Origin of the sequence: Actinoplanes italicus (assembly GCF_003001815.1) — a bacterium.
GTDB classification, from domain to species: Bacteria; Actinomycetota; Actinomycetes; order Mycobacteriales; family Micromonosporaceae; genus Actinoplanes; species Actinoplanes italicus.
Window position 1 is genome coordinate 1 of record NZ_PVMZ01000031.1, and the last position, 21,408, is coordinate 21,408.

Genomic DNA, 21,408 nt, shown 5'->3' on the forward strand with positions numbered 1-21,408 from the left:
CCGCCCGGAGCCTCGCCGCGCGCAACCCCGGCTCCCGCTCGGCGGCCGGCGCCGCCGCGCACGCCGCCGGACTGCTCAGCGGCGACCTCAACGAGGTGCTGCGAGCGATCACCGAGTTCCGTCAGACCCGCCGGCCGCTGGCGCTCGCGTCAGCGCTGGAGGACGCGGCGCTGATCGGGTATGCCACGTCGTCCGATGACGCGCTCACCCGGGCCCGCGAGGCGCTGTCCATCGTGTCGTCGGTCGGCGCCGTGCAGGCCCGGCTGCGCCTGACGGACCTGCTCGACCGGTGGGGCGCCACGGCTCCGGCCGAGGGCGGCCGGGCCGCTTCCTGCCTGCCGGAGCTGTCACCGGCCGAACGGAAGGTGGCCATGGAGGTCGCGGCCGGCAAGACGAACATCGAGGTCGCCGACACCCTGTACATCTCCCGGCACACCGTGGACGCGCATCTGCGCAACATCTTCGCCAAGCTCGGCGTGCGCCGCCGGGCCGAACTGGCGGCCCGTGTCGCCCGGGAGTGCGGCCCAACCACGTGAACACGGGATTCACGGACGACTCCTCGGCACCGAGCATGGCGATGTAGCCCGCCACACCACCTCCTGCGAGGGGACACCGATGCCGACACCCGCCTTGCGTACGCCGGTGCTTCTGGCCGGGGCCGGTGTCGCCGGCTCGCTGACCGCGCTGGAACTGGCCCATCACGGCGTGCCGAGCATCGTGGTCGAGCGGGCCGGTGGACCGCCCCGCTTCCCGGATCCGGTACTGATCAGCGGGCGTGGCATGGAGCTGCTGCGACGACTCGGCCTGAGCCGGGAGCTGCGGGCCGACGGGGTCGATCCGAGCTGTCCGTTCGACATCCTGTGGGGGCGGGAGACGACCCGGCCGCCGGTGCTGGCATGGCGGCTGCCGTCGGTCGTCGAGCTGCTCGACTCGTACGCCGTGGCCGATGACGGCACGGCGCCGGTGGAGCCGTACCTGATGATCTCCGGACCGGATCTGATCATCAGGTTGCGCCGGGCGCTGCACGCACACCCGCTGATCGACCTGCGGACCCGGTGGACGCTGACCGATGTACGCGCCGACGCGGCCGGGGTCACGGCCACGGTGATCGACGGTGAGGCGGGTGCGCGGCACGTCATCGAGGCGGCGTTCCTGGCCGGGTGCGACGGCGCGGACAGCACCGTACGCCGATGCGCCGGTCTGGTGATGGACGAGCTGGCCCCGCCCGCACCGCATTTCACCGTGTTCTTCCGCAGCCCGGCCCTGGCCGCACTGTGGCCGAATCCGGCGGCGCTGATCACCGCAGAGGCGACCGTGATGGCCGGGCACGACGGTGACATGTGCGTGGCGCATCTGCCGGTCGTCGCCGAGGAGCAGACCGGTCTCGGTGACCCGGCCGCGCTGCTGCGCCGCCGCCTGGGCCTGGCCGACGACCCGCCGGAGATCGTCGCCGTGGCGCAGCGGGCCGGCACCCAGTCCCTGGCCCCCGTCTACCGCCGCGGCCGGGTGTTCCTGGCCGGCCGGGCCGCGCACCAGATGGCGACCCCGGCCGACGACATGGACACCTGCATCGGCGACGCCGTGGACCTGGGCTGGCGGCTCGCCGCGGCGGTGCACGGCTGGGCCGGTGAGCAGCTGCTCGCCGGCTATCAGACCGAACGCCGGCAGCAGGCTCTGCTGGACCGGGAGATGGCCCGGCGGGCGAAGCAGACCCGCCGCCGGTTCCAGCGTCTGGTCGAGTCGGGCGCGAACCAGCAGGTGATGGCTGAGGCGCTGCGGCAGGAGGCGCCGCAGCTCGACCCGGACCGGACCGGGCCGGCCGAATCGACGGGGACGCCGGGGTTCCGGCCGCCGGCGTTCCGGCTGGCCGGCGGCGACCACTTCTTCGACCGGCTGGGTCCACAGTTCACCCTCGCCGACCGGACCGCCGAGCAGGACGGCTGGCCGCTGGTGACGGCGGCGCGGGCCCGCGGCGTGCCGGTCCGGCACCTGACGATGGCGGGTGTCCCCGTGCCGGAGGCGTGGTCCGGCCGGCTCGTGCTGATCCGGCCCGACCAGCGAATCGCGTGGTGCGCCGACGAGCTGCCGGCCGACTGCGACGCGGTGCTCGACGAGGTGACCGGGTCGCGGCAGCGGTTATACGAGAACACGTGATGCCGCCGCCCGGACCGGCTGGGGAGACTCGACATCTCTCAGCCGATCTGGATTGGACAGAGGAACGATGTCGACGGAGATCAGCGAGGATCTGGCGCGTGCCGCCATCGCCGGCTGGTACGGCCGGCTCGCCGGGAACCCCTGTACCCAGCGCAACCACTGGCAGACGAAGACCATGTACTACCAGGCTGTCGCCGAGCTGCTGGCGGCCCGCCCGGACCGTCCGCTCACCTGGAAGACGATCGTCGGCGCGGCCCGGCCGCGCGGCTGCCGCAGCACCTTCTACGAGGTGGCGGGGCAGCACGCGCGGCACGGGATGGTCGGCGACCTGATAGCCGACGGCAGCCTCCGGTCGTACGAGATAGCCATGCGCTACGGCCGGCCCGGGCCGGTCGAGCAGCTCATCGACGAGACGAAGGTGTGGTCGTTCTGGCCGTACCGTCAGAGGTTCGTCGAGTTGGTGACCGGCCGGGGCGGGTCACCCGATCCGGTGCCCGGAGAGCTGCGTGAGGCACTACTGGCCTGGGCGCGGTCGCATCCGGCCCTGGCCGCGGCGAACGCGTTCCGGCCGCCGGCCTGCGCCGTGGAGGACCTGGCGCTGCTGCACGGCGGGCGGCTCGCCGCCACACGGGCGGAGAGCCGCCTGACCGACACGCTCCGGCACTCTCAGCCGGTCTGAGTCACGGTGGCCGATACGCCGGTGATCCTCCCGCCCACGGGGGTGGGTGGCTCGCCGGCGGCGGCCGTACGATCGCCGGGCCGCCGGTTCGCTACGGGTGTTGCGGGCCTGATCGGTCCACTGCCGGAACGCCTCGTCCGGCGTCCAGGTCCGGGCCGTCCCCTTGGCCGTTGCCACACTATTCTCCGGGACATCACGGTAGGGGTGTGTCATGGCGGAGAGAATCTCGCGGGCCAACGACTGGGCACCGGGCACATTCCTGGGCGGCCTCACCCCACGGGCCCGGGACGAACTGCTGCGATCGTGCGTCCGGCGCCGTTTTGCGTCCGGCGGCACGATTCTCCGCGAGGGTTCGATCGGGTCCCACGTCGTCCTGCTGATCAGCGGCTTCGTCAAGGTGACCACGGCCGTCGAGGGCATGGCGACACTGCTCGGCATCCGGATGCCGGGTGAGCTGATCGGTGAGATCGGTGCCCTCACCCGGGCGCCGCGCAACGCGACGGTGACCGCCTGCGGCGTCGTCCAGGTCGGCGTGGTGACGCGGCCCGCCTTCGAGGACTTCCTGCGCCGGAACCCGGACACGTCGAACCTGGTGATGGCGACGATCGCCCGGAAACTGACCTGGGCCAACCGGCGCCGCAGCGACTTCGCCGCCTTCCCGGCACACATCAGACTGGCCCGGCTGCTGGTGGAGATCGCCGAGGTGTGCGGGCGGCCGCTGCCCGACGGCCGGATCGAGATCGGGGTCGCTCTCAGCCAGCCGGAGCTGGCCGCCATGATCGCGATCGCCCGCGCGACGGTGCAGAAGGCGCTGCACGAGCTGCGCGAACGCGACCTCATCAGTACGGCGTACCGGCGCATCGTGATCCTCGATCCGGACGGCCTGGCCGGGCTGACCGACGACTGACGCCCCTCATCACACCGAGGGGAGTCACCGCTCGGGATGTATCGATACTTGTCACTCTCTCGATACATTTGCCGCCGGGCACCCGCCCGTTCCCCCCGAAATGGCAGAAGGGACGTCCAGATGCGCACCTGCGCCAAGATCCTCCTGGCCGCCGCAGTCGCCGTCACCGGCCTGATGGCACCCGCCGCGGCGATGGCCGCACCGCCCGACCCCACCCCGTCCACCCAGGTCGTGGGCGGTGAGCCGGCCACCCAGAACTACTCGTTCATGGTGTACGTGTCAGGCTGCACCGGCTCCCTGATCAAGGCGAACTGGGCGGTCACCGCCAAACACTGCCCCACCCCGTCGTCGGTACGCGTCGGCAGCATCAACCGGTCCAGCGGCGGCACCGTCGTCGCGGTCCGCCGGGCCGTCAACCACCCGAGCATCGACGTCAAGCTGCTCGAACTCGCCTCCTCGGTGAGCCACGCCCCCGCGTCGATCCCCACCACGTCCGGCGCGGTCGGCACCGCCACGCGCATCATCGGCTGGGGCCAGACCTGCCCGACCCGCGGCTGCGGCTCGACCCCGCAGGTCGCCAACGAGCTCAACACCTCGATCGTCGCGGACAGCCGCTGCCTCGGCATCAACGGCCCGTACGAGATCTGCACCAACAACACCAACGGCAACGCCGGCGCCTGCTACGGCGACTCCGGCGGCCCGCAGGTCCGCTCGGTCAGCGGCCGCTGGGTGCTGATCGGCGTCACCAGCCGGGCCGGCAACAACAGCTCGACCTGCGCCACCGCGCCGTCCATCTACGGCGACCTGCCGTCCATCCGCACCTGGGTGAACTCCCAGGTCGGCGGGCTTCCGGCCTGACGATTCGCCGGCCCACTCTAGGGTGGGCCGGTGTCCGTCCTCCGTAAGGCGATCGCCGCGATCATCACCGTGCTCGCCCTGGTCGGCGCGGTCCGGCTGATCCTTCCGGCCACCGACGACCATGGCGTACGGCGACAGCTGGCCTTCCTGCGCACCGAGTTGGAGAGCGGCGCCGACACCGACGCACAGGCGCTGTTCCCGGAGGGCTACTACTTCCTCAACGTGCTGTACGGCCTCACCTGGGTGGAACTGGGCCGGCGCGGTGTGGAACCGGAGCGGGCCGCCGCCGAGGCCGCCTGGGCACTGTCCCGGCTCGAGTCACCGGCCGGGCGGGCGCCGTTCGACGCGGCCGCCACCCCGCCGTACGGCGTCTTCTGGGCAGGCTGGACCAACTGGCTGCGCGGCGGCCTGCTCACGATCCGCGATGATCCCGCCCAGCGGACCCGCCTGGTCGCCGACTCGCGGGCGCTGGCCGCCGCGTTCGACGCCTCGGCCACGCCGTTCCTGCAGGCGTACCCCGGCCAGTCCTGGCCGTGCGACTCCACGGTCGCCGTGGCCTCGCTGCGGCTGGCCGACCGGGTGACCGGCACAGCCGAGTTCGCGCCGGCCGTGGACCGCTGGGTGAGCCGAGCCCGCGGACTGCTCGACCCCGCCACCGGCCTGCTCCCGCACCAGACCGACCCCGCCACCGGCCTGCTCCCCCACCAGACCGACCCCGCCACCGGCGCGGCCGTGACCGGGGCCCGCGGCACCTCCCAGGCGATCATCCAGCGGTTCCTGCCCGACGTGGATCCGGCGTTCGCCCGCGAGCAGTACCCGCTGTTCCGCGAACAGTTCCTGGCCCGCCCGCTGGGCCTCGGCCCGGCGATCCGGGAGTACCCGCACGGCACCGGCGGCGTGGCCGACGTCGACTCCGGCCCGCTGATCCTCGGCATCAGCCTCTCCACCACGGTGGCCGGTCTCGGCGCCGCCCGCACCAACGGGGACGCCTCGCTGGCCGCGGCGCTGGCGAACTTCGGTGAACTGGCCGGCCTGCCGCTGTCCACCTTCACCACCAAGCGGTACGCCTTCGGGCTGGTTCCGGTCGGCGACGCCTTCCTGGCCTGGTCGAAATCGGCCACCCCATGGACCACCGCCACCCCACCAGCACCACCTGCGGCGATCTCGGCATGGTGGCGGTTCCCGCTCCTGACGCTGCTGCTCCTTCTCGGCCTCTCCCCTTGGCTCCCGGCGCTGCGCCGCCGCCTGACCGGCGCCGCACCCCGCCCCGCCACCAAGTGACCGCCCTCATCCCGCCACGATCAACCCACACGCGCAGCCGCCCCACCACCTCCCGCCGACCTTGCGAAGTTGCGGTCACACAGACGGCCAAACTCTCCAAGATCGGCCTGCGGGCGCAGCTGTCTCGCCCGCCGGGGGCGGATCTTGTGGGGTTGCGGTCGGGATGGCGGCCAAAGCGCACAAGATCTGCCGGCATGACCGTCCCGCCGACGCGTGACCCGCGAACCCGGCCACGGGCCGGGCAGGACGCCTGCCCGGGTGATATCGCCTCTGACCTGCGGAATTAACGGTCGCTCACGTCACCACGGGTGGCCCGCGGTCGTTTTTATCAAGATCAGAAAGAGGCGTGCCATGACATTCGAACAACAGGTGGATGCGGCCACCCGGCGGTATCACGAGACCAGCGACGACCGTGCCGAACTGGATCGGCGCCGTGCCCGGGAGGGGGTGGGCGTGACGGACACGGCGGAGCAGGTGCAGGCCCGCGTCGATCGGCTGAGCCGGGCCGGCGTGGTGGATGCCGACTCACTGCTGCGGGCGTCGGCTCCGGCGCCCGGCGGGGACCGGCTGGTGCTCCTGGAACGCATCATCGATCAGACCAGTGAGCTGCAGCCGGCGAACTTCCTGGCCCGCGGTGCCCGGGCGGCGGCCACGGTGGGACGGATCGTGGCCGAGGGGCCCGAACCGCGGTCACCCTGGGGCACCGGGTTCCTGATCGCGCCGTCGCTGCTGCTGACCAACAACCACGTGCTGCCGGATGCCGGAGCCGCGTCGTCGGTGCTGCTCGAGATGAACTACGAGAACGACCTCGACAACCGGCCGGCCGCGGTGACCGCGTACCGCCTCGATCCGGAGACGCTGTTCGTGACCGACGAGCGGCTCGACTACACGGTGGTGGCCGTCGCGGCCGGGCCGGGTGGCGCCGCGCCGGGTGACGCGTTCGGCTGGAACCGGCTGGTCCGGGGGCAGGGCAAGATCGTTATCGGTGAACCGGTGAACGTTATCGGTCATCCGGATGGGCGACGTAAGGAGATCGCCGTCCGGGAGAACTCGCTGCTGTATCAGCTCGACGACTTCCTGCAGTACGGCGCCGACACCCAGCCGGGCAGTTCCGGGTCACCGGCCTTCAACGATCAGTGGGAGGTGGTGGCGTTGCATCACTCCGCCGTGCCGGCCACCGACGAGAACGGCAACTGGCTGTCGATCGACGGTGGCCCGGCCGACCCGGAGCGTCCCGATCGGATTCGGTGGCTGGCCAACGAGGGCGTACGGATCAGCGTGCTGCTACGGGATCTGCTGGACCGGGATCTGACCGATGAGCAGCAGCGGCTGATCACCACGATGGGCCCGCAGGCGTTGCCGTCACCGTCGGCGCCGGAGCGCGCCGGGTGGTTCGGCCCGGGGCTGCGCGCCTCCGGGGCGGCCGGGGCCTCGGGAGTGCACCTGGTGTTTCTGCATGGCCGGGCGCAGCAGGGCCGCGATCCGGTTCGGTTGCGTTCCGGCTGGCTGGCCGGTCTGGCGGCCGGTCTGAGCCGGGGCTCCTTCGCCCCGGTGGAGGCGGCCGACGTGTGGTTCCCGTACTACGGTGATGTGCTCGCCGCCGCGGTACCGGAGTCGCTGTCCGGCCTGACGCCCGCCGAGGTGGCGATCGGCCACAGCACCGCGGTACGCGCCACACCGGCCGAGATGGTTGCCGGCCATGGCTTGGCGGCATTCGCGACACCGGCCCAGTCGACCACCGGCCACACCACCGCGACGTTCGCGACACCGGCCGGCATGACCACCGGCCACGCCACCGCGGCATTCACCACACCGGGCGACATGACCATCGGCCAGGCCACCGCGGCGTTCGCGACACCGGTCGAGGAGTCCACCCGCGACCTGTATGCGTATCTGCTGGAGCAGGCCGCGGCTCGGGCCGGGATGCCGGTTCCGGTGACGGCCGGCGCGAGCAGGGAGGGTTTCGGTGATGATCTGGTACGGCGGGCCCGCCGGGCGCTGGGGTGGCTGGCCGCCCGCAGCCGGCTCGACGAGGCGGTCATCGCCACCGTGTTCCGGGACGTGGCGGCCTACCTCGATCTGCCGGCGGTCCGGGAGCGGGTGCTCGGTGCGGTGCTCGGCTGCCTGCCCGAGTCGGGCCGAATGGTGCTGGTCGGGCACAGCCTGGGTTCGGTGGTGGCGATGGACGTGATCTCCCGGTTGCCGTCCGCGCTGAATGTCGAGGTCCTGGTCACCGCCGGAAGCCCGCTGGGCTTGGACACCGTGTCGGACCGGCTGCTCACACCGGCACCGCGGCCGGCCCGGCCGGTCGGCAGCTGGGTGAACGCCTGGACCCCGGCGGACGCCGTCGCGATCGGCTGCCCGCTGTCCGACGACTGGCCGCAGGCCGTCGACGTGGTCACGGCGAACGCGGACGGCCGGGCCCACGACATCGCCGAGTACCTGAGTGACGCGCGGGTGGCGCAGGCGATCGGGACCGCGCTGCGCTGACGTTCCGCACCGCCACCGGGCCACATCCCGGTGGCGGCATTCCCGCTGGCGGCATTCCCGCTGGCGGCAAGCCGACGACGCCAAGCCAGCGGCGCCAAACCGGCAGTGCCAACCCGGCAGCGCCAAACCGGCAGCGCCAAACCGGCAGCGCCGAGCCGGCAGCACCAAACCAGCAGCGCCGAGCCGGCAGCACCAAACCAGCAGCACCAAACCAGCAGCACCAAACCAGCAGCACCAAACCAGCAGCACCAAACCGGCAGCGCCAAGCCGGCAGCGCCGAGCCGGTGGCGCTGGCTCGACGTGATGGCCGTCCCGTGAGGGTGTCCCCGTGGTGGTGTCAGTCGTCGTCGGCGGCGGGGTCGGTGTCGGTGTCGGCGGCGGGGATGTCGAGCAGGTTGAGGAAGGCGGTCGCGGCGGGCGTACGCCCGTCGCGGCTCCAGATCACATACTCCACGCGTGCCGGGGCGTCGGTGACCTCGATGGTGGTCACACCGGTGAGCTGCGGCGCGTAGGCGGAGGGCAGCAGCGCGACGCCGAGATTCTGGGCGACGAGCTGGGTCATCAGGTAGGCGCTGGTGACCTCGAAGGCGACGTCGCGGGTCAGCCCGGCGGCGGCGAACGCCTGGTCGGACTGGACGCGCCCGGCGGTCTTGGCGGGCAGGTCGACGAACACCTCACCCGCGAGCCGGGCCAGGTCGACGGCGTTCTCGCCGGCCAGCGGATGGTCCGGTGCGACAGCGGCGACGAGCCGGTCGCGGGCCAGGACGCGCGCGTGCACACCCTCGGGCCGGGCGGTGGTCGGCAGGCCGAGAAAGGCGACCTCGATGGCGCCCTGTTTGACCTGCTCGACGAGCTCCTCGCTGGCACCGACGCGGAGGCTGATGCGCACGCCGGGGTAGCGCCGGCGGAAGTCGCGCAGGGCCTGCGGCAGGTCGACGGCAGCGACGGTGGGGATCAGGCCGACGGCGAGGCGGCCGCGGACCTCGCCGACGGCCGCGGCGACCTCGGCGGCCGCGCGTTCGGCGGCGTCGAGGCTCTGCCGGGCGGCCGGCAGGAAGGCGGCTCCGGCCGGGGTGAGCCGGACCCGGCGGCTGGTGCGTTCGAAGAGGCGGGCGCCGAGTTCGCGTTCCAGCCGGGCTATCTGATGGCTGAGGGCGGACTGGACGACCCTGCAGCGCTCCGCCGCCCGGGTGAAGCTGTTGGTCTCGGCGACGGCGATGACGTAACGCATCTGCTGCAGCTCCATGGATCCATCTTTGCTCACGATCGATCAGGTGACAAAGATGCGTTGGACTCATGGATCCCCACCGGGTGAGACTGCTTGAGCGACCGGTCCGGCCGCGCTCAGTGGTCTGCTCGAAAGGGATTCATCATGGTTTCCACGCCCACCACCGTCGATGTCTGGGTCGACCCACGCTGCCCGTGGGCCTGGATCGCCTCCCAGTGGCTGCTGGAGGTCGAGAAGGCTCGCCCGGTCGAGGTGCGCTTCCACATCATGAGCCTGTCGGTGCTCAACGAAGGCCGCGAGGTTCCCGAGAAATACCGCCAGGGCATGATCGAGGGCTGGGGTTCGGTACGGGTGTGTGTCGCCGCCGAGCAGCAGCACGGCCCGGAGGCGCTGCGCCGGCTCTACCTGGCGATGGCCACCCGGATCCACCACGGCAAAGAGGGCCTGCTGCGCGACATGGTGCTCGGCGCGCTCGCCGACGCCGGTCTGCCGGCCGAGCTGGCCGACGCGGCGGACACCACGGAGTACGACAAGCCGCTGCGCGAGAGCCACCACGCCGGCATGGACCCGGTCGGTGACGAGGTCGGCACGCCGGTGCTGCACGTGCCGGGGCCGGACGGCGAGCTGATCGCGTTCTTCGGCCCGGTCATCTCCCCCGCTCCCCGGGGCGAGGCGGCGGCACGGCTGTTCGACGGGGTCCTCGCCGCCGCGAGTACGGATGGCTTCTTCGAGCTCAAGCGTGCCCGTACCCGCGATCCGATCTTTGGTTGAGGGGTTGCGGCATGAGAAACGGCAGCTCTGTCGTGACCGCGGCGGTGACCGCCCTGGCACCGGCCATCTGGGGCAGCACGTATCTGCTGACCACCGAGCTGTTGCCGCCGGATCGCCCGCTGCTGGCCACCACCGTCCGGGCGCTGCCCGGTGGTCTGATCATCCTGCTGTTCACCCGTGTGTTCCCGGCCGGGATCTGGCTGTGGCGGGCACTGGTGCTCGGCACGCTGAACATCGGCGCCTTCAACTTCCTGCTGTTCGTGGCGGCCTATCGGCTGCCCGGCGGCGTGGCCGCGATGATCATGGCAGTGCAGCCGATGATCGTGCTGATTCTGGCGGCGCTGCTGATCGGCGACCGGATCAGACCGGTGCACGTGGCCGCCTGCCTGCTCGGTGCGGGCGGCGTGGTGCTGCTGGTGTTCCGCGGGAACGCGGTGATGGACACCGTAGGTGTGCTGGCCGCGCTGGCCGCCGCCGTGTGCATGGCGGTGGGGATCACCCTGACCAAGTTCTGGGGGCGGCCGGACGGTGTGGGGCTGCTGCCGTTCACCGGCTGGCAGCTGACCGCCGGCGGTCTCGTGGTGCTGCCGTTCACGCTGCTGCTCGAAGGTCTGCCCGGCTCGCTGACCGGCGAGAACCTGATCGGATTCACCTATCTGGTGGTGCTCGGCGCGGTCCTCAGCTACCTGCTGTGGTTCCGCGGGATCGAGCGGCTGCCCGCCCTGGCGGTGTCCTTCCTGGCGCTGGGCAGCCCGATCGTCGCCACCCTGCTCGGCTGGCTGGTCAAGGACCAGACGCTGTCGCTCGCGCAGGTCACCGGCACCTTGGTGATCATCGCGGCGGTCGTGCTCGCCCAGCCACGCCCGGCCCGCACACCGGAACCGGCACCCGAGCCGGTGGCCGGCCGGCATTAGAACGCGCACCCCCACAAAGAGAGAGACGAGATGGTCACTCAGACTGAACACCCGCACTCGACCGCGAGGTCATGGCTGGGCGTCGCCGTCATCACCGCCAGCCTGTTCACCTTCGTCACCACCGAACTGATGCCGGTCGGCCTGCTGACCGCGGTCAGCGGCGACCTGGACGTGTCGGTGGGCGCCGCCGGACTGATGGTCACCCTGTACGGCATCTCCGCCGGCCTCGGCGTGCCGTTCCTGGTGGCCTGGACCCGGCGGGTCAACCGGCGCGTGCTGCTGACCGTGCTCCTGGGCGTCCTCGCCGCCGGCAACCTGATCACCGCGCTGGCGCCGAACTATCCGCTGGTCCTCGGCACCCGCCTGATCATGGGCTTCGCCAACGGCATGTTCTGGGCCATCGGCGTGAGCATGGCGATGCGCATGGTCCCGGGACGGCTCGCCAGCAGGGCGTCCGCGGTGGCGCTGTCCGGCATCTCGATCGCCACGGTGGTCGGCATCCCGGTGGGCACCTTCCTGGAGGATCTCACCGACTGGCGGACCACGTTCATGATCTGGAGCGGGCTGAGCGTGGTGGTGCTGATCGCGGTCGCCGTGATCATCCCGTCGATGCCGTCGCAGAACGCGGTCCCGGTCCGCGAGGTCCTCGGCCTGCCGTTCGCCAACGTGGCGCTGCGCACGGTGATGTACGCGGTGACGCTGTACGTGCTGGGTCACTTCGCGGCGTACACGTTCATCCGCCCCTACGCCGAGCAGAACTCGTCGGCGACCCCGGCGCTGATAGCCGTGCTGCTGATCGTTTACGGCATCGGCGGCGCGGCCGGCAACTTCATCGCCGGTCACACGGTCACCAAGAATCTGCGCGGCAGCTTCATCGCCGCCTGTGTCGGCCTGGTCGTTGCCATGCTGCTGTTGCTCACGATCGGGCACACCGTACCCGGATTGATCGTCGCCGTTGTTCTCTGGGGTGTCTCGTTCGGCGCCGCGAACCTGTGCCAGATCAACATGATGCTGGGCGCGGCCCCGGACAAGTTCGAGGCCGCCATGTCGATCAACACGCTCGGCTACAACACGTCGATCGCCCTGGGCGCGCTCTTCGGCGGGCTGTTCGCCGACCGGTTCGGCGTCCCGAGCGCCGTCTGGCTCGGCGTCGGCCTGGCCAGTGCCGCACTGCTGATCACCCTCGCCACGGGCCGGCGCTCCTCCGCCCAGCCGGCCGACGAGAAGGATCTGGTCCCGAGCAGCTGACGGCACGAACGAAAGACCCCGGCCCGCCCAGGCCGGGGTCTTTCGCTGTCCGGTCACCTCTCAGGCGTGACCGTCGAAGAGGCTGGTCACCGAGCCGACCTCGAACACCTCGTGCACCGCCCGGGCCAGCAGCGGGGCGATCGACAGTACGGTCAGGGCGGGGAACCGCTTCTGCGCCGGGATGGGCAGGGTGTCGGTGATGACCACCTCACGGGCGCCGGATCCGGCCAGCAGTTCGGCCGCCCGGTTGGAGAGCACCCCGTGGGTGGCGGCGACGACCACCTCACGGGCGCCCTCGCCGAGCAGCTGGCGGACCGCCTTGACGATGGTGCCGCCGGTGTCGACCAGGTCGTCGACCACCACGCAGGTACGCCCGCGCACGTCACCGACGACCCGGTTGGCGACCACCTCGTTGGGCCGCAGCGGGTCGCGCGTCTTGTGGATGAACGCGAGCGGCCTGCCGCCGAGCTGGTCGGCCCACTTCTCGGCCAGTTTGGTACGGCCCGCGTCCGGCGACACCACGGCCAGGTCGGCATCGCCGTACCGGTCGCGGATGTGCCGGGCGAGCAGGCTCTGCGCGAACAGGTGGTCCACCGGGCCGTCGAAGAAGCCCTGGATCTGGGCGGTGTGCAGGTCGACGGTCATCAGCCGGTCGGCGCCGGCCGCGGTGAACAGGTCGGCGATCAGCCGGGCCGAGATCGGTTCCCGGCCGCGGTGCTTCTTGTCCTGGCGGGAGTACGGGTAGAACGGCATGATCGCGGTGATCTGCCGGGCACTGGCACGTTTCAGCGCGTCGACCATGATGAGCTGCTCCATCAGCCACGTGTTGATCGGGGCGCCGTGACTCTGCAGGACGAACGCGTCGCTGCCGCGGACCGACTCCTCGAACCGTACGAAGATCTCGCCGCTCGCGAAGTCGTAGATGTTCTGCGGGGTGAGCGGCACGTCCAGGCACGCGGCCACCCGGTCGGCGAGCTCCGGGTGGCTGCGGCCGGCGAACAGCATCAGGTTCTTCGTGTTCATCGGCCTGCCTCACGAAGGTGGCGCGCGTGTGCCGCGGCGAGGCGGCCGCCGACCTCGGCGGTGCTGATCAGCACGGCCATGTTGGCCTGGGCGGAGCGGCCGCCGGTGGCCGCGTCGACGGCGCGCATCAGGTATTTGGTGATCGCCTGTCCGCGTACGCCGTCTCTCTCCGCTGCGGCGATCGCCCCGGCGATGGCCGCATCGACCTCGTCCGCGTCGATCGCCTCATCCTCGCGAACCGGCGTGGTGATCAGGAAGGAGCTGCGGTTGCCGAGCGCCCAGTGGTTCTCGACGGCCCGCGCGATCGTCTCGTCGTCGTCGAGCCGCATCGGGCTGCGATACCCGCTGGAAGTGCAATAGAAGGCCGGAAAATCATCGGATCGGTACGAGACGACGGGCACACACTGCGTCTCGAGGTATTCCAGCGTGAGCCCGAGGTCGAGGATCTTCTTGGCGCCGGCGCAGACCACGGCCACCGGGGAACGCGTGAACTGGATCAGGTCCGAGGAGATGTCCATGCTCCGCTCGGCGCCGCGGTGCACACCACCGATGCCGGCCGACGAGAAGAACGTGATGCCGGCCAGTTCGGCGGCCACCAGCGACGACGCGACGGTGAGCGCACCCCGGCGGCCCTGTGCCAGCACGACCGGCAGGTCCCGGCTGCTGACCTTGGGAATGCCCGGGGTGGAGGCGAACCGTTCGATGTCGTCGTCGGTCATCCCCACGACGATCACGCCGTCCTCGACGGCGATGGTGGCGGGCACGGCGCCGCCGGCCCGGACGGCCTGCTCGACCTTGCGGGCGGTGGCGGCGTTGTCCGGGTAGGGCAGGCCGTGGGTGATGACGTTGGACTCGAGGGCCACCACCGGCCGCCGCTCGTGCAGCGCGTCGGCGACCTCTCCGGTGAAACGCAGGGGCACGGGCATGTCAGTTCGCCTCCGAGCCGTAGTTCGGGACCTTGCCGAGGATGTGCCGCCGGTTGACGATCTCCGGGATGTAGACCTGGTCGTTCCAGGCCTCCTTGTCGATCGGTTCGAGGGCGATCGACACGACGTTCTCGTCGCAGCCGAACGCGTCGGTGATCGCGCTGGTCACGGCGGATACCAGCTGGGACTGCTGGTCCGCGCTGAGCGGGACCGGGAAGAACTTGATGTTGATGTGCGGCATGATCTCCTCCGGGACGATGCGGGCGGGGTCGAGACGGCGGCCGATGGCGGCGGTCAGTTCGCCGAGGTCGGCGCGCAGCAGCGAGTAGTGGTCGGCGGCGAGGTCGACGACCGCCGGGGCGGCGCTCGCGTAGCCGCTGCTGTGTTCCAGGAACGAGTAGTCGTCACCGCGGGCCTTGAAGATCGTGATCGGGGCGGTGATCCGGCGCTCGCGCAGTTCCCGGAAGGTGTAGCTGAACTCGAACGTGGTCCGGGTGACCCGGATGATCCGCCGGATCAGCTCGGTGTCGAGTTCCGGCAGGTGGCGGTGGACGAAGGCGACGAGGCTGTCGTCGCCGGTCACCTCGGCGAGGCCGCGTTCGACCAGGGGCCCGCTGATGGTGCCGGTGAAGACCGACAGCAGGATCGTCACGAACGCCGGGTTGCCGTATCCGGCGCTGCGGTCGACGGCGGCGCCGCGGACCTCGGGTGCTCCGGGGGCGATCAGGAACAGGTGCTCGACCTTGTCGCCGAGCTGTTCGAGCTGGTAGGCGGTCTCGAAGGCGACCCGTGCGCCGAACGAATAACCCCACAGGGTGTACGGCCCGTCGGGCTGGATCTGTTTGATGGCGCGGACGTCCTGCGCCGCCATCTCCCGGATCGTCGGGTACGGCTCCTCGCCCGCGTTGATGCCGTGTGCCTGCACCCCGTAGAACGGCCGGTCGGTGACCGCCCCGGCCAGCGGGCGCAGGTTCATGGTGTAGCCGCCGAGGCCGGGCCAGCAGAAGACCGGCGTGCCGGTCCCGTCGGCGCGCAGCGGCACGAGCCGGCTCGACGTCGTGTCGTCGCCGTCCACCCGCTGCGCGAGTTTCTCGATCGTCGGCGACTCGAACAGCACCTGCAGCGGCAGGTCCGTCGCGAACTCGCGGTTGATCCGGTTGATGAGCGCCACGGCGATGAGCGAGTTGCCGCCGGTGGCGAAGAAGTCGTCCTGCACCGAGGCGGTGTCACGCTTCATCGCCTTCTTCCACAGCTCGGCGATGCGGCGCTCGGTGCCGGTGCGCGGCGCTACGAACGGCCGGTCCGAACCGCCGGCGGTGATGGTGTCGTCGGCGGACAGCGCCTTGACGTCGATCTTGCCGTTGGCGGTGGTCGGCAGCGCGTCGAGAACGATCACCTTGTTGGGGATCATGTAGTCGGGCAGGAAGTTGACCAGGTCGTCGCGGATCATCTCGGCGGGGCCGCGCATGTGCACGACATCCTCGTTCATGCCCTCGTGGCGGCGCTGGTCGTCGCTGACCCGGCCGCCGAGGAAGAAGTAGGACGGCCCGGTCGCCCGTCCCGCGTCACGCAGGATGCCGTCGACGACCCGTGCCGACGGCAGGTCGTCGCCACTGCGGGAGCTGTAGCCCGACGACATGAAGCCGAGGTTCAGGTCGTTCATCGAGAGCCTCTGGAGCGTACGGCCGAGGTCGATGTAGCGTCGCCAGCCGTGCGGGGTCCGGCTGATCACCGAGACGCCGAAGGCCGCCCGGTCGTAGACCGCCTGGTTGATGGCGATGACGTGGCGGCGCTGGATCAGTTCGGCCGAGACCGGTTCGAGGCGCTCGCCGTCGAACGCGTACTGCCCGGCCGGCAGGCCGTCGATCCGGCCCGGGTGGGCCTGCACGTAGAGGTCGACGGCGTCGTCCCACCGCCGTCCGGTGTGGGCGGTCAGCGCGAACGTGCCGAGGTACCAGTCCTCCGGCGCGATGTCGAGGCGGGCGTGTACGTCCGGGTCGAACGTCCCCTCGGTGAGGTCCAGGCCGTAGCCCGGGAGGATCTGCTGCAGCAGCCCGACCATGTGACCGGTCTCGATCTCCAGGACCTCGCGGATGTTGTTCTTGTACACCGGCTCGATGGCCCGTCGCTTGCCGGCGAAGTGCAGCAGCACGGTGGGTTCGGCGGTGTCCGGCAGGTAGGCCACCCGGACCAGCCGGTGCTGCGCCGGATGGTGGTACCAGATTCCCGGCGGCACCGCTTTCACGCCGCTGATCTGCAGGTACAGCTGGGTGGCGTACAGCGAGCCGGGTGACGCGTAGGCGTACTTGGGCAGGAGCCGTTCGGTGCTGGTGTGCGGTCCGAGCCAGCGCAGGATCTCGCCGAGATCGGCGAGGTCGATCTCGGCCGGGTTCCGCGGTCCGGTCGCGGCGGGTGGCTTTTCGGAGAGCAATTGTTGTACGTCCGCGCGCGTGACCGGTTCTGCACCGTCGTAGAAGCGGTACGTCTTGCGCGCGAACGCGAGCCGCCGCTGCCTGTCGGTGGCCTCGCGGCCGGGCAGGTCGACGGTGTCCCGGCCGGCCAGCTCGTGCGGCTCACGCAGCCCGGCGGCGGCCAGCTGTGCCTTGACCTGGAGCTTGCTCGCCTTCGACTGGTGGTGTGCGCCGTGGTTGCCCTGGTCCATCAGGGCCGCCTCTTTCGGGTTCAGCTCCACACAGGCGATGAGATTCTGGAAGCCGGTGCGGGTGTCGTTCTTGACCAGGACCGCGGCGTGCCGCACCCAGTCGTGGGTCTCGATGGCGAGCTTGATCTCGTCCAGCTCGACCCGGAACCCGCGGAGTTTGACCTGGTTGTCGCTGCGGCCGAGGAAGGCGACGGTGCCGTCGGGGTTCCAGTGGGCCAGGTCGCCGGTGCGGAACAGGATGCCGTCACCGGACGGGTGGGGCACGAACCGTTCGGCGGTGAGGTCCGGCCGGTGCAGATACCCCCGCGCTACCTGGATCCCGCCGATGTGGAGCTCGCCGACCTCACCGACGCCCAGCCGGTTGCCGCGCTCGTCGAGGACGAGGTAGTCGGTGGCGTGCACCGGGGTGCCGATCGAGACGGCGTTCGGGCCGTCGGTGATGATCTCGCGGCTGACGGTCAGCGCCGAGGTGTTGATCGTGCACTCGGTCGGCCCGTACAGGTTGATCAGCGCGCTGCCGGGCATGGTGTCGAGGAACTGCTGCGCCAGCGGCCGGGGCAGTGCCTCGCCGCCGGTGAACAGCTGGGTGAGCGAGGTGCATTCCGGCAGCCGCTCGGTGTCGAGCAGGGCCTGCAACAGCGTCGGCACGCACTGGAGCGTCGTGACGTCGTACGCCCGGATGGTGTCGATGAGCCGCTCGGCGTCGCGGTAGATGCCGGGCGTGCCCATCACGACGCGGGCGCCGCAGGCGGGTGCCAGGATCTCCCACTGGGCGGCGTCGAAGCTCATCGGGGTCTTCTGCAGCACGGTCCGGCCCGGTCCGAGCCGGTACACGCCGGCCAGCCACCGCATCTGGCTGACGATGCTGCGGTGCTCGATCATCACGCCCTTCGGCGTGCCGGTGCTGCCGGAGGTGTAGATGACGTACGCCAGGTCGTGCGCCGCCGGGCCGGTGGACGGCGGGCCGGAACCCTCGGCGTCGGCGAGCGTCACGATCGACGTCCCGTGCGGCGCGAGGGCGACCAGACGGTCGGCGAGCTCCGGCATCGTGACGATGACGTTCGTGCCGGAGTCCTCGATCATGTACCGCAGGCGTTCCTCCGGGTACTCCGGTGACAGCGGCAGGTAGGCGCCGCCGGCGAACAGCACGCCCCAGGCGCCGATCATCAGGTCCGGTGACGGTTCGACGAACAGGCCGACGCAGTCGTCCGGGCCGACACCGAGGTCCTGCAGGCAGCCGGCCAGCGCGGTGGACTGCCGCAGCAGCTGCCGGTAGGTGAGGTGGTCGTCGCCGTGGACGACGGCGATGTCGTCCGGCCGGGCATCGGCCTGCCGGGTCAGCAGGTCGGGAAGGCAGTCGTTGAGTGGGCTCATTCGATTCCCCAAACGCCGGGCGCCCACGAGCCGCACCACGGGCGGCCGGGCGCGCGAATGCGGAAGCAGCTCATCGGCTGCTCCGCGGGTGTGAACAGAGCACCGGCGCCGGCGGCAACGGGGGCTGCCGCCGGCGCCGGAGGGTCAGCGGGGCGAGGTGGCCGTCAGGCCGTGCCGCAGTGCTGCGGCGATCTCGACCATCCGCTGGGCCTGGTAGCCGATGGCCGCCAGGTTGTCGTCGGTGACGTTCTCGGCGAGCCGTCCGGGTACGGCCTTCGGGCCGGAGACGGAGCTGACGCCGTACGGGTTGCCGTTGCTGGGGGCGAGCTGGACCGGGTCGGCGACGCCGGGCGGCACGATGATCGCGCCCCAGTGGTAGAAGACGTTGTTGAGCGACAGGATCGTGCTCTCCTGGCCGCCGTGTGCCGCACCGGTCGAGGTGAACGACGACATCACCTTGTTGAGCAGGCCGTTGCGGGCGTGCAGCGGCCACGCCTGTTCGATGAAGTGCTTCAGCGGTGCGGCGAGCAACCCGAACCGGCCCGGTGTTCCCCACAGCACCGCGTCGGCCCAGTCCAGGTCGTCGGGGCTCGCCAGTTCGACGTCGCCGATCGCGGCCGTGTTCTCCGACCACGCCTCGGTCCACTCCGTCATCGACGGCGCCGGGGAGCCGTCGACGAGCTCGGGAATGCGACGCAGGCGTACCGATGCCCCGGTCTTCTCCGCCGCCTCGGCGGCCGCCACGGCGAGCCGGTGCACGTTGCCGGTGCCCGAGTAGTAGACGACGGCCAGGTTGGTCATGGGGTTCCTCCCGCGGTGGGTACGAGGTCGGTGCCGAACCAGCGGTCGCCGAAGTCGCCGATGCCGGGCAGCATGTAGGCGTTGTCGTTGAGGCGCTCCTCGACGGACGAGGTGACCATCCGTACGCCCGGATTCCGCTCGCGGACGGCGGCGATGCCCTCCGGCGCGGACAGCAGGTTGATCATGACGATCCGGTCCTCGGGGACACCCCGGCCGGTCAGCACACCGATCGCGGCCAGGGCGGTGCCGCCGGTGGCCAGCATCGGGTCGAGCAGCAGCACATGCCGTTCGGCGATGTCGGTGGGCAGTTTCGCGTAGTGGAGGTGCGGCTGCTTGGTCGCCGGGTCCCGCTGGATCAGGATCTTGCCGATCCGCACGGCCGGGACGACCGAGCGCAGCCCGGCCTCCATGCTCTCGCCGGCGCGGGCGATGGCGACGCCGCAGAACGGGGGCCCGATCCGCAGCCCGTGGTACGTGCGCCCGACCGGGGTCTGCACGTCGTACGGCTCGAACGGCAGCAGCTCCAGACCTGCCTCGACGAGCTGCCGGATGATCCGGCCCGACGTGCGCACGAACTGGTCGCGGTCGGCGTGCCGGTCCCGGATCACGGTGTGCAGGGCGCGGAGCTGATTGGTCTGCGGCAGCAGGTGCACCGCCTCGCGGACTCCGGTGGTGGTGTGTGCCATCGCCGGGCTCACCCCTGCCGGGTGTCGGCGGCGATCGCGGCGAACGCCTTGCGGGCCTGCTCGACGAACCGGCGGACCTTGGCGCGGTCCTTGCGCCTCGTCGCGTTCTCCAGGCCGGTGTGCGCGTCGACGGCCGCCGGGCGGACCGCCTCGATCGCGGCCGCGACGTTGTCCGGGTTCAGGCCACCGGCCAGCATGAGCGGGCGCGGCGACAGGCGTACCAGCTCGGCACTGATGTCCCAGTCGTGCACCAGGCCGGTGGCACCCTTGGCGCCGGTCGCCGGGTTGAAGGTGTCGGTGATGAACATGTCGACGAACTCGGCCGCACCGTCGACCACGGCGGTCAGCTCGGCGATGTTGCCGGTCTTCACCACCAGGCTCTTGAGCAGGTAGAGGTCCGGCGCGATGCGACGCAGGCGGCGCAGTTCGGCCGGGGTGATGTCGCCGTGCAGCTGGATGGCGCCGACGCCCATGCCGGCGCAGAACGCGGCGATCTCGTCGGCGTCGGTCAGGTAGGTGATGATCACGCCCTTGTGCTCGGGCTGGATCCGCTTGATGATCGCGGCCGCGTCGGCCTCGGAGAGGTCCTCGTTCTTGGCGGGCAGCCGCAGCGCGAAGCCCAGCCAGTCCGCTCCCTCCTCGATGATCAGGTCGGCCTCGGCCTGGTCGATGATTCCGGCTACCTGGATCAAACCCTGCATCTCGGTCTCCTAAAGGTGCTTGAGCTCGCTGACGACCTGCTCGGCGACCAGGGCGGCCGACGCCGGGTTCTGTCCGGTGATCACCCGCTGGTCGTTCTCGGTGTGCGCCACGTAGTTCGGCGACTTGGCGTGCCGGGCGCCCCGCTTGATCAGCTCGTCCTCGAGCAGGAACGGCATGACGCCGACGAGGCCGAGCGAGTGCTCCTCCTCGTTGGTGAAGGAGCTGATCCGCTTGCCGTCGATCAGGTACGAGCCGTCCGGCAGACGCAGGTTGAGCAGGCCGGCCGGGCCGTGGCAGACCGCCGAGACGACGCCGCCGCGCCCGTAGACACCGACGGCCAGCCGGGCCAGATCGGGCGAATCAGGGAAGTCCCACATGGCGCCGTGGCCGCCGACGTAGAAGATCGCCGCGTAGTCCTCGGCGCCGACCCGCGCGGCCGGCCGGGTGGCGGCCAGCTTGGCCTGCGCCGTCTTGTCGGTGAGGAAGGCGACCACCTCGGGTTCGTCCTCCTCGCCGTCGAAGACGACGGCCGGTGGTTCGCCGCCCTTCACCGACACGAAGTCGACCTCGTGCCCGGCCGCGGTGAACACGAAATAGGGGTGGGCTGCCTCGGACACGCTGTACCCCGTGCGGTCGCCGGTGTCGCCGAGAACGTCGTGACTACTGACCGCCAGAAGAATTCGAGCCATTGTTTCCCTCCATTC

The 21,408-nt window shown here is 71.0% G+C and carries 18 protein-coding genes; 10 read left to right on the plus strand and 8 right to left on the minus strand.

Features of this window, described 5'->3' with window-relative positions; all coding sequences use genetic code 11:
• The 7 genes from CLV67_RS45170 to CLV67_RS45200 form a co-directional block, all read left to right on the plus strand.
• Window positions 1-536, plus strand: a 536-nt coding sequence (locus CLV67_RS45170) for a response regulator transcription factor (RefSeq protein ID WP_249037989.1), incomplete at its 5' end; no start/stop codon positions are given.
• Window positions 537-615: 79 nt separating this feature from the next.
• Window positions 616-2,154, plus strand: coding sequence for an FAD-dependent monooxygenase (locus tag CLV67_RS45175; protein WP_239166695.1), 1,539 nt, complete (start codon window positions 616-618; stop codon window positions 2,152-2,154).
• A 67-nt stretch (window positions 2,155-2,221) separates the two neighbouring features.
• Window positions 2,222-2,833 carry a hypothetical protein gene (locus tag CLV67_RS45180; RefSeq protein WP_106330150.1) on the plus strand — a complete coding sequence of 204 codons (612 nt, stop codon included), beginning with the start codon at window positions 2,222-2,224 and terminating at the stop codon, window positions 2,831-2,833.
• Between the two features lie 211 nt (window positions 2,834-3,044).
• A complete protein-coding gene (locus CLV67_RS45185) occupies window positions 3,045-3,740 on the plus strand; it encodes a Crp/Fnr family transcriptional regulator (RefSeq protein ID WP_106330152.1) in 696 nt (231 codons plus the stop codon).
• 120 nt (window positions 3,741-3,860) lie between these two features.
• A complete protein-coding gene (locus CLV67_RS45190) occupies window positions 3,861-4,598 on the plus strand; it encodes a S1 family peptidase (protein WP_106330154.1) in 738 nt (245 codons plus the stop codon).
• 30 nt (window positions 4,599-4,628) lie between these two features.
• A complete protein-coding gene (locus tag CLV67_RS45195) occupies window positions 4,629-5,879 on the plus strand; it encodes a hypothetical protein (protein ID WP_106330155.1) in 1,251 nt (416 codons plus the stop codon).
• Window positions 5,880-6,230: 351 nt separating this feature from the next.
• Entirely contained in the window at window positions 6,231-8,369 is a 2,139-nt protein-coding gene (locus CLV67_RS45200) for a trypsin-like serine peptidase (protein WP_106330156.1), read from the plus strand.
• Window positions 8,370-8,706: 337 nt separating this feature from the next.
• Here CLV67_RS45200 and CLV67_RS45205 read toward each other — a convergent pair whose 3' ends face one another.
• The gene (locus CLV67_RS45205; protein ID WP_106330157.1) at window positions 8,707-9,615 is read right to left on the minus strand and encodes a LysR family transcriptional regulator; all 909 of its coding nucleotides are present in this window, start codon (window positions 9,613-9,615) and stop codon (window positions 8,707-8,709) included.
• Between the two features lie 126 nt (window positions 9,616-9,741).
• On the opposite strand from CLV67_RS45205, the gene CLV67_RS45210 reads away from it, so the two are divergent.
• The 3 genes from CLV67_RS45210 to CLV67_RS45220 are packed head-to-tail and all read left to right on the plus strand — an operon-like array spanning window position 9,742 to window position 12,530.
• The gene (locus CLV67_RS45210; protein WP_106330158.1) at window positions 9,742-10,368 is read left to right on the plus strand and encodes a mycothiol-dependent nitroreductase Rv2466c family protein; all 627 of its coding nucleotides are present in this window, start codon (window positions 9,742-9,744) and stop codon (window positions 10,366-10,368) included.
• An 11-nt stretch (window positions 10,369-10,379) separates the two neighbouring features.
• Window positions 10,380-11,282, plus strand: coding sequence for an EamA family transporter (locus CLV67_RS45215; protein ID WP_106330159.1), 903 nt, complete (start codon window positions 10,380-10,382; stop codon window positions 11,280-11,282).
• A gap of 30 nt (window positions 11,283-11,312) precedes the next feature.
• Entirely contained in the window at window positions 11,313-12,530 is a 1,218-nt protein-coding gene (locus CLV67_RS45220; RefSeq protein WP_106330160.1) for an MFS transporter, read from the plus strand.
• A gap of 60 nt (window positions 12,531-12,590) precedes the next feature.
• Here CLV67_RS45220 and CLV67_RS45225 read toward each other — a convergent pair whose 3' ends face one another.
• The 7 genes from CLV67_RS45225 to CLV67_RS45255 all read right to left on the minus strand — a co-directional run bounded on the left by CLV67_RS45225 (window position 12,591) and on the right by CLV67_RS45255 (window position 21,393).
• Complete coding sequence (locus CLV67_RS45225) at window positions 12,591-13,553, minus strand: ribose-phosphate diphosphokinase (protein ID WP_106330161.1); 963 nt, start codon at window positions 13,551-13,553, stop codon at window positions 12,591-12,593.
• Complete coding sequence (locus CLV67_RS45230) at window positions 13,550-14,479, minus strand: pseudouridine-5'-phosphate glycosidase (protein WP_106330162.1); 930 nt, start codon at window positions 14,477-14,479, stop codon at window positions 13,550-13,552. Before CLV67_RS45230 ends, CLV67_RS45225 begins: the two co-directional genes overlap by 4 nt.
• 1 nt (window position 14,480) lies before the next feature.
• A complete protein-coding gene (locus CLV67_RS45235) occupies window positions 14,481-18,515 on the minus strand; it encodes an amino acid adenylation domain-containing protein (protein WP_106330163.1) in 4,035 nt (1,344 codons plus the stop codon).
• 144 nt (window positions 18,516-18,659) lie between these two features.
• Window positions 18,660-19,316, minus strand: a complete 657-nt coding sequence (locus CLV67_RS45240) for an NAD(P)H-dependent oxidoreductase (RefSeq protein WP_106330164.1) — start codon at window positions 19,314-19,316, stop codon at window positions 18,660-18,662.
• Window positions 19,313-20,002: a uracil phosphoribosyltransferase gene (gene upp, locus CLV67_RS45245; protein ID WP_203737498.1), complete on the minus strand. Its 690-nt coding sequence runs from the start codon at window positions 20,000-20,002 to the stop codon at window positions 19,313-19,315. Before upp ends, CLV67_RS45240 begins: the two co-directional genes overlap by 4 nt.
• 8 nt (window positions 20,003-20,010) lie before the next feature.
• Window positions 20,011-20,703, minus strand: a complete 693-nt coding sequence (locus CLV67_RS45250; RefSeq protein ID WP_106330165.1) for a phosphoribosylanthranilate isomerase — start codon at window positions 20,701-20,703, stop codon at window positions 20,011-20,013.
• A 9-nt stretch (window positions 20,704-20,712) separates the two neighbouring features.
• Entirely contained in the window at window positions 20,713-21,393 is a 681-nt protein-coding gene (locus tag CLV67_RS45255; RefSeq protein ID WP_106330166.1) for a type 1 glutamine amidotransferase domain-containing protein, read from the minus strand.
• Window positions 21,394-21,408: the final 15 nt, after the last annotated feature.